A 6,468-nucleotide genomic window follows, 5' to 3' on the forward strand; every position below is an offset into this window, starting at 1 on the left:
TGACCGATGAGGCGATCGTCGCTGACATCGCGATCGAATTACCACCTTCGTTATCTAGTCTCAATTCTGGATGTTCGACATCTGGAGTTGTCGGCTGTGTCATTTCGAGCAGTCCACGTATAGAACTTGTATCCATACTTGAAGCTTGACCGTTGAGAGGCTTAATCGAATTTAAAGACATCTAATTCAGTAGAGGTATAATATCCCTAATCAACTATCATAGACAACTACTCTCAGATTGGCAATTAGCGATTATACCTAGTATTAGCTAGCTACATACCACGATCTTTTACTGGTAATCATTATAAGCATTTTCGATGCAACTCTGAATGTCACTAGTTTCTGGATTTGACTAGCTCAGTATCCGTATCAGCATTTGTCAAATAAAGCACTAATATATTGCTATAAACGTTGCAGTAAATTCAACCCATGGGTATCAGTCCCACAGGTGTGCAGCAAATTGTAGCTATTGCCCAAGCGTTTGACAGTTTCGGTCTGCTCGAAGCTCGGAATCCAAGGACTGGGGTTGTTATAAGCATAATAAGTTTCGACCCCATCAATGCCTAATGAAACTGCTGTCGGAATCAATTCTTCTGGCGATCGTCTGTAGCGGGCGGGATGTGCTAACACGACGATCGCTCCAGCAGCATGGAGCGCGGCAATCGCTCGTTCGGCACGAGCATCGGCACCCCGAGGCTCTCTACCCGTCAGGTAGGGAGCTAAGCTTGGTTCGAGGGGGTCGAAACCGTAGCCCAGGATATGGACGTCAACAGGCGGCAAGTATGCGGTAATTTCAATTCCCGTCCATAATTGGAGCGAATCAATTCTCGTTCCGTTCGCGGAGCGTTTGCCTGTGCCTAACGGCAGGCTATCGCCAACACAAATAGGCTCCGCCAAGGCTTGAGTTTCAAGCCATTTAGCGGCACGATAATAACCCTTCACACAATGATGATCGGTAATTGCGATCCCTTGAAGACCAATTTCTACAGCCTGAGCCATCAGATCTTCAGGCTGCAGCTTCCCATCAGAGCAATTGGTATGCATGTGGAAATTGTAATGTTTGGGGCAACTATCAGCCTGAATGCTGCCAAAGATTTGCCGCAAGAGCGTAGTATTCTGTGCTGTGTGCTGGTGGTTCCCCATAGCTTTGGATGTACGAGTCTGGTAGTTACCTACGATCGTCAAGGTAGTTGCTTAAATGAAGTGTGTTATCAATATCTCTCCAGATTACCCCACTCTTTGTAAAACTTTATGAGAATGGTGCGGATCGCTCTCCGGCGGACTCGGACGAGTTATTCGCGATAATTCCTTAATTGTAGACGTCTGTGGGCGATTACGTCATCTAGCAGCGGGGGGTAGATGCCGAGCTGGAAACATCGCTCGACTGGCTCTAACCTAGATTTGGCAAGAGTTCTGAGAATTTATGTAGATTTGCCAGCAATTATCAAAAAGTTTAATGATATTTTAAGATTTCTCACAGATTGAAGCTCTGGTCAAATTACTAATTTATGATATGTGGATGTGGTAGATCTATCACTACGAAAAAGTGTGGTCTGGGGCATGCACCCAGTCAAGCCACTTTGCCAAGAGACAGTTCTTTCAGCCATCAGGCGGGTGAGGTTTTCCGATCGTGTCATCAAACTTCCTACGTTCTCTATTCCTGGCTGTGCTATTGAGTTTTTTCGCTCCCATGCTTCTTGTATCGGGGTCGTTGGCTAGCACTTGGTTACTGACATGCATTCCTGGTTTCGGCACGATCGGTCAAATTCCGACTAATATGTTGCTGGCCTTTCTCGATACCTTTGGTGGCGGCAGCGCGTTTCAAGGGATGTTAACGATCGGGCTAGTGTGCGGATTTGTCGGCGCACTCTTTGATATTTATGCTTTCTACAGCTTTCGGATGCAGAAGGGGAATTAAATTAGGGGATAGAGGATAGGGAATAGGGGATAGTCGTCAATATGGACGCAAACGTCTTTTCGTTCCCCGCACTGTCCATAAATCCTATGCTTCCCTTCATCTTTGCCCTATCCCCTACTCTCTATTCCCTATCCCCTTACAATAGAGACATAACTTTACATTGGGCGCGATCGCATGGCGGGGGACTTCAGAGAATTTTTACAGGTACTCGAAAAACGAGGCCAACTGCGCCGGATTAAGACCCTGGTAGATTCCGATTTGGAGATTGCGGAAATCTCTAACCGGATGCTCCAATGTGGTGGGCCAGGGTTGCTGTTTGAAAATGTCAAAGGTGCTAAATATCCGGTAGCCGTGAATATCATGGGTACTGTCGAGCGGATTTGCTGGGCAATGAATATGGAGCAGCCCCAGGAACTTGAGGATCTGGGTAAGAAATTGGCGATGCTCCAGCAGCCGAAACCCCCCAAAAAAGTCGCTCAAGCTGTCGAGTTTGGGAAAGTATTGTTCGATGTCCTCAAAGCCAAACCGAGCCGCGATTACTTTCCGCCCTGCCAGCAGATCGTAGTTGAGGGTGATGACTTAGATCTCAATAATCTGCCATTAATTCGCCCTTACAGTGGCGATGCGGGTAAGATTGTCACATTGGGGCTGGTAATTACTAAAGATTGTGAAACTGGCACACCCAATATTGGAGTCTACCGACTCCAGTTGCAATCCAAAAACACGATGACCGTCCAGTGGTTATCGATCCGTGGTGGTGCGCGTCATCTGCGCAAGGCTGCCGAACGGGGGAAAAAACTAGAAATCGCGATCGCCCTAGGCGTACATCCCTTGGTCATTATGGCCGCAGCGACACCAATTCCGATCGATCTATCCGAGTGGTTATTTGCCGGAATATATGGCGGGAGTGGTATCAAATTAGCCAAATGTAAAACAGTAGATCTAGAAGTACCCGCCGACTCAGAATTTGTACTCGAAGGGACGATTACACCGGGCGAAGAAATGGTCGATGGCCCTTTTGGCGACCACATGGGCTACTACAATCAATCCAAATCATGCCCGTTGATTCGATTCAATTGCATGACTCACCGCAAAAATCCGATTTATTTAACTACCTTCAGCGGACGTCCGCCCAAGGAAGAAGCGATGATGGCGATCGCACTCAACCGGATTTACACGCCAATTCTGCGCCAACAGGTACCGGAAATTGTCGATTTCTTTTTGCCGATGGAGGCACTGAGTTACAAAGCGGCAATTATTGCGATCGATAAAGCCTATCCCGGACAAGCCAGACGTGCCGCACTTGCCTTCTGGAGTGCATTACCACAATTTACCTATACCAAATTTGTGATCGTTGTCGATAAAGATATCAACATCCGCGATCCGCGCCAAGTCGTCTGGGCGGTTAGTTCCAAAGTCGATCCCCAACGCGATGTCTTTATCATCCCCGATACCCCTTTTGATAAACTCGACTTCGCCACGCCTAAAGTTGGTTTAGGGAGTCGGATGGGCATCGACGCGACTACCAAAGTGTATCCCGAAACCGAGGCGGAATGGGGCGCACAGCTAGAATCCGATCCGGCAATTGCGGCGATGGTAGACAGGCGTTGGAAAGAGTATGGTTTAGCCGATATCAATCTCAATGAAGTCAATGCCAATTTATTTGGCTATGACATGAAATAGATTAGTGAGTAGGTTGGGTTTTGTTCTTCAACCCAACCTACTCCCAGTCCATAAAGACTAGCAGCAGCGATTCTGAGGGTACTCACAAGCGGCGTTTTTTATGTCTAGGGTTCCCCCCGAATAAAAAAAACGTCAAGAAGGGGCACCCCTACGGATAAATTGTAGGAGTGCCCTATCTTGCTAAAAACAGCTATGAACGCCGAACAATCCACTCATATTGACATTGCACCATATATCGATCATTCCTTACTCGGTGCTGCTACCCCTGCGATGGTCGAACAGTGGTGCGAAGAAGCCGACAGGTTTGGATTTGCGGCGGTATGTGTCAATCCTTGCTACGTGCGGCAAGTTACCGCACTTTTGCACCAAAAACGCCCCCAGATTTGTACTGTAATTGGGTTTCCCACCGGCGCAACTACGACAGCTAGCAAGCTGTATGAGGCTCAAGAGGCGGTCGAAAATGGTGCCCAAGAGTTGGATGTAGTTATCAATATCGGCTGGCTGAAAGCGGGAAAAATTGATGATGTCCATCGCGAAATTGCCGAAATCTGCGAAGCGACGGGACAAGGAGTCAAAGCAATTTTGGAAATGTCCCTGCTCACGCCGCCAGAGCAACAAATTGCCGCTCAAATTTGTATGGAAGCAGGAGCGCGAATGCTCAAAACTGGCACGGGTTGGTGTGGTGCGGCAACGGTAGCCGATGTGCGCCTACTCAAGGAGCTTACCAAAGACCAAATCGGCATCAAAGCCGCTGGTGGCATTCGTACTCACGATCTTGCAGTCGAATTAATTATCGCTGGAGCCACCAGACTCGGCACTTCTTGGGGTGTAGATCTCCTCAAACAACGCGAACGAGAATCAAAAGCAGGGAGTTAGGTTTTAGGCTTTAGCGAAAAGTGCGGTCTTGGGGTTTCCCCTGCTTGGGTATGGGTTACGGATGGGGAACCCATCCGACTCAACTCCGCTGTCTCACCTTTTTTGACGGGGAACCCGTCCAAAGGTGAGCCGCAAGTGAAGCACCTTTTCAAGACAGGCTTTAGGTTTTAGACTAGTTACTTTCCGCTATCAACTATCAATTATCAACTATCAATTAACTCAATATCCACTATAAAAATAACAGTAATCAGCCCGATCGATCGCCTTGAGGATTTTCTTGCTAGAAGTAACGGCAAACAAGATCGCTCCCAAAATCAAACCAAGTGCAGCTAAATAAACGCCAAATAAACTACTTATTAAATAACCGCTAATAAAATCTACGCACATCGCAGTTGCTAAAATTCCCAACACTTCATTTAAGCGGTTGAGACTGAGTAAAATTACTGTATTAAATAGACCGATCGCAAATAATAGATAGCCGATACAAGCAACCACTGTCAAAATATTTTCAATGACACTGCGATGTAAAATTGACAACAACAGAATTGTCAGTGCCATTAGCAGCCCAAAATACAAGAGAATTCGACTTAATAACGACCAATATTTTTTTTGAATCTGCCAGGGTAAACTCTCGATTTCGACCAAGGTCATATTTTTGGCTCGATCGTACCAATAAATAATTAGTTTGTAACTGAAGTACTCAACTAAGGGCACGATCAGTAGCAGATCGAGTAATGCTAGATCCATACTGTCCTGATACTCCAAGTTATTACCTGGAATCAGCATGAAATGACCCACTGTCGTAATATTAGCTACTAATCGATCGGCAAAGATAAAGCCAAAATAGACGATGCCATATCCGAAATATGGAATTAATAAATAGATTAAGATACTTAACTGTGGTAGTGCCGGTAATTTACCAAATTTAGGTTTAACTGCACGATACTTAATTTGATTTGATACTGAGAGGATTGCAAGTAAAATAAAAGCGATCGAGATCGTCGTTACCTGTGCTTCTAGCGCACTCAATTTGAGAAAGACTCTAAAAATAAAAAAGCAGCAGGTAATGCCGATTAAGATACTGGGTGCGGCAAATCGATACTGAAGACCGACGATCGCAAATAACATCCAGATCGTACTCAGCACGACATAATATACTCCGGCAATAATGATGTATTTATCAGTAGCAATCCCCAGATAAAATCCAAAAATCATCCCGATCGAGCTAAGTAATAGCGTTGTCAAGATCCCCATCAACAAAATTGGCGTACAGATGCGGTTTGCTTGAATGGGATCTTTTAATCCCATATAAAATAAACCGCGCCGGCTAATCATTTGAACGAAACCACTGCTAGTAATTAGGCTAGCCATCGTCACAAACCCAAATAGAGAATTGAGTTCTGGTGGTAGAAAGTCGATGCTTTTATCGATCGGGAGATAATTGAGAATTAAGAGCAGGATAAAGGGGACAGTGTAAATAAAGCTGTGAGAAAATTGAGTGATAAATATATCTATTTCATCGCTTAATTTAGGTGATACTTTAGTAACATTACGATCTGATTCTACGAAAGTGAATCGATCGCGTTGAGCATAAATAAATTGCCCTAAAATCAAAGCATTAGGACAGCCAAACTCTGCCTCGATCGCCTTGTCTGTATAGCCTAAAGCTTCGACGATCGCAACTATTTCCCAAGGATCGCAGACGTTTGGATAGTTGGTGTAAATCGAATTAATTAAATTTTCCAGGGCATGATTAGTCATAGTTTACCAGCCAGTTTCAGCTTAGAAATTCGCGCCTGACGAATTAACTGGAGATAAGTATCGAGATAGTTTTCTACGCATTGCTGTTGAGTGAATAGTTCGATCGCCCGCGCTCTAGCTAATTCGCCCATCTGCACCCGTTGCTGAGAGGTTAAGCTCAAAAGTTTGACGATTGATTCGGCCAAGATTGACGGACAATTGGCAGGTACGACTAAACCCGTATCGGCGAG

General features: G+C 45.5%; 6 protein-coding genes and 2 pseudogenes. 4 read left to right on the plus strand and 4 right to left on the minus strand.

The features are described from left to right. Both RMO84_RS01770 and RMO84_RS01775 read right to left on the minus strand, forming a co-directional pair. Positions 1 to 181: pseudogene (locus RMO84_RS01770) on the minus strand (bifunctional oligoribonuclease/PAP phosphatase NrnA); the annotation flags it as partial. 221 nt (positions 182 to 402) lie between these two features. Then, a complete protein-coding gene (locus tag RMO84_RS01775) occupies positions 403 to 1,044 on the minus strand; it encodes a PHP domain-containing protein (protein ID WP_310486741.1) in 642 nt (213 codons plus the stop codon). Between RMO84_RS01775 and RMO84_RS01780 the strand changes: the two genes are divergently transcribed. The 4 genes from RMO84_RS01780 to deoC all read left to right on the plus strand — a co-directional run bounded on the left by RMO84_RS01780 (position 1,039) and on the right by deoC (position 4,477). Next, the gene (locus RMO84_RS01780; protein WP_310486742.1) at positions 1,039 to 1,245 is read left to right on the plus strand and encodes a hypothetical protein; all 207 of its coding nucleotides are present in this window, start codon (positions 1,039 to 1,041) and stop codon (positions 1,243 to 1,245) included. The genes RMO84_RS01775 and RMO84_RS01780 overlap by 6 nt on opposite strands. Positions 1,246 to 1,690: 445 nt before the next feature. After that, positions 1,691 to 1,918: a hypothetical protein gene (locus RMO84_RS01785; RefSeq protein ID WP_310486743.1), complete on the plus strand. Its 228-nt coding sequence runs from the start codon at positions 1,691 to 1,693 to the stop codon at positions 1,916 to 1,918. 174 nt (positions 1,919 to 2,092) lie between these two features. Further along, the gene (locus tag RMO84_RS01790; RefSeq protein ID WP_310486744.1) at positions 2,093 to 3,601 is read left to right on the plus strand and encodes a UbiD family decarboxylase; all 1,509 of its coding nucleotides are present in this window, start codon (positions 2,093 to 2,095) and stop codon (positions 3,599 to 3,601) included. Between the two features lie 192 nt (positions 3,602 to 3,793). Next, complete coding sequence (gene deoC, locus RMO84_RS01795) at positions 3,794 to 4,477, plus strand: deoxyribose-phosphate aldolase (RefSeq protein ID WP_310486745.1); 684 nt, start codon at positions 3,794 to 3,796, stop codon at positions 4,475 to 4,477. 219 nt (positions 4,478 to 4,696) lie between these two features. On the opposite strand, the gene RMO84_RS01800 is transcribed toward deoC, so the two are convergent. Both RMO84_RS01800 and RMO84_RS01805 read right to left on the minus strand, forming a co-directional pair. Next, positions 4,697 to 6,238, minus strand: coding sequence for a hypothetical protein (locus RMO84_RS01800; protein WP_310486746.1), 1,542 nt, complete (start codon positions 6,236 to 6,238; stop codon positions 4,697 to 4,699). Further along, positions 6,235 to 6,468 (minus strand): annotated as a pseudogene (locus RMO84_RS01805) (glycosyltransferase); the annotation flags it as partial. The pseudogene RMO84_RS01805 and the gene RMO84_RS01800, both read right to left, overlap by 4 nt.

It is taken from the genome of Chamaesiphon sp. VAR_69_metabat_338 (genome assembly GCF_031423935.1).
GTDB lineage: Bacteria > Cyanobacteriota > Cyanobacteriia > Cyanobacteriales > Chamaesiphonaceae > Chamaesiphon.

Excerpts from the sequence above, each read along its gene's own strand:
- RMO84_RS01790 (WP_310486744.1), top strand. The coding sequence starts at position 2,093 with ATGGCGGGGGACTTCAGAGAATTTTTACAGGTACTCGAAAAACGAGGC.
- RMO84_RS01775 (WP_310486741.1), bottom strand. The coding sequence starts at position 1,044 with ATGCATACCAATTGCTCTGATGGGAAGCTGCAGCCTGAAGATCTGATG.
- deoC (WP_310486745.1), top strand. The coding sequence starts at position 3,794 with ATGAACGCCGAACAATCCACTCATATTGACATTGCACCATATATCGAT.
- RMO84_RS01780 (WP_310486742.1), top strand. The coding sequence starts at position 1,039 with ATGCATGTGGAAATTGTAATGTTTGGGGCAACTATCAGCCTGAATGCT.
- RMO84_RS01785 (WP_310486743.1), top strand. The coding sequence starts at position 1,691 with ATGCTTCTTGTATCGGGGTCGTTGGCTAGCACTTGGTTACTGACATGC.
- RMO84_RS01800 (WP_310486746.1), bottom strand. The coding sequence starts at position 6,238 with ATGACTAATCATGCCCTGGAAAATTTAATTAATTCGATTTACACCAAC.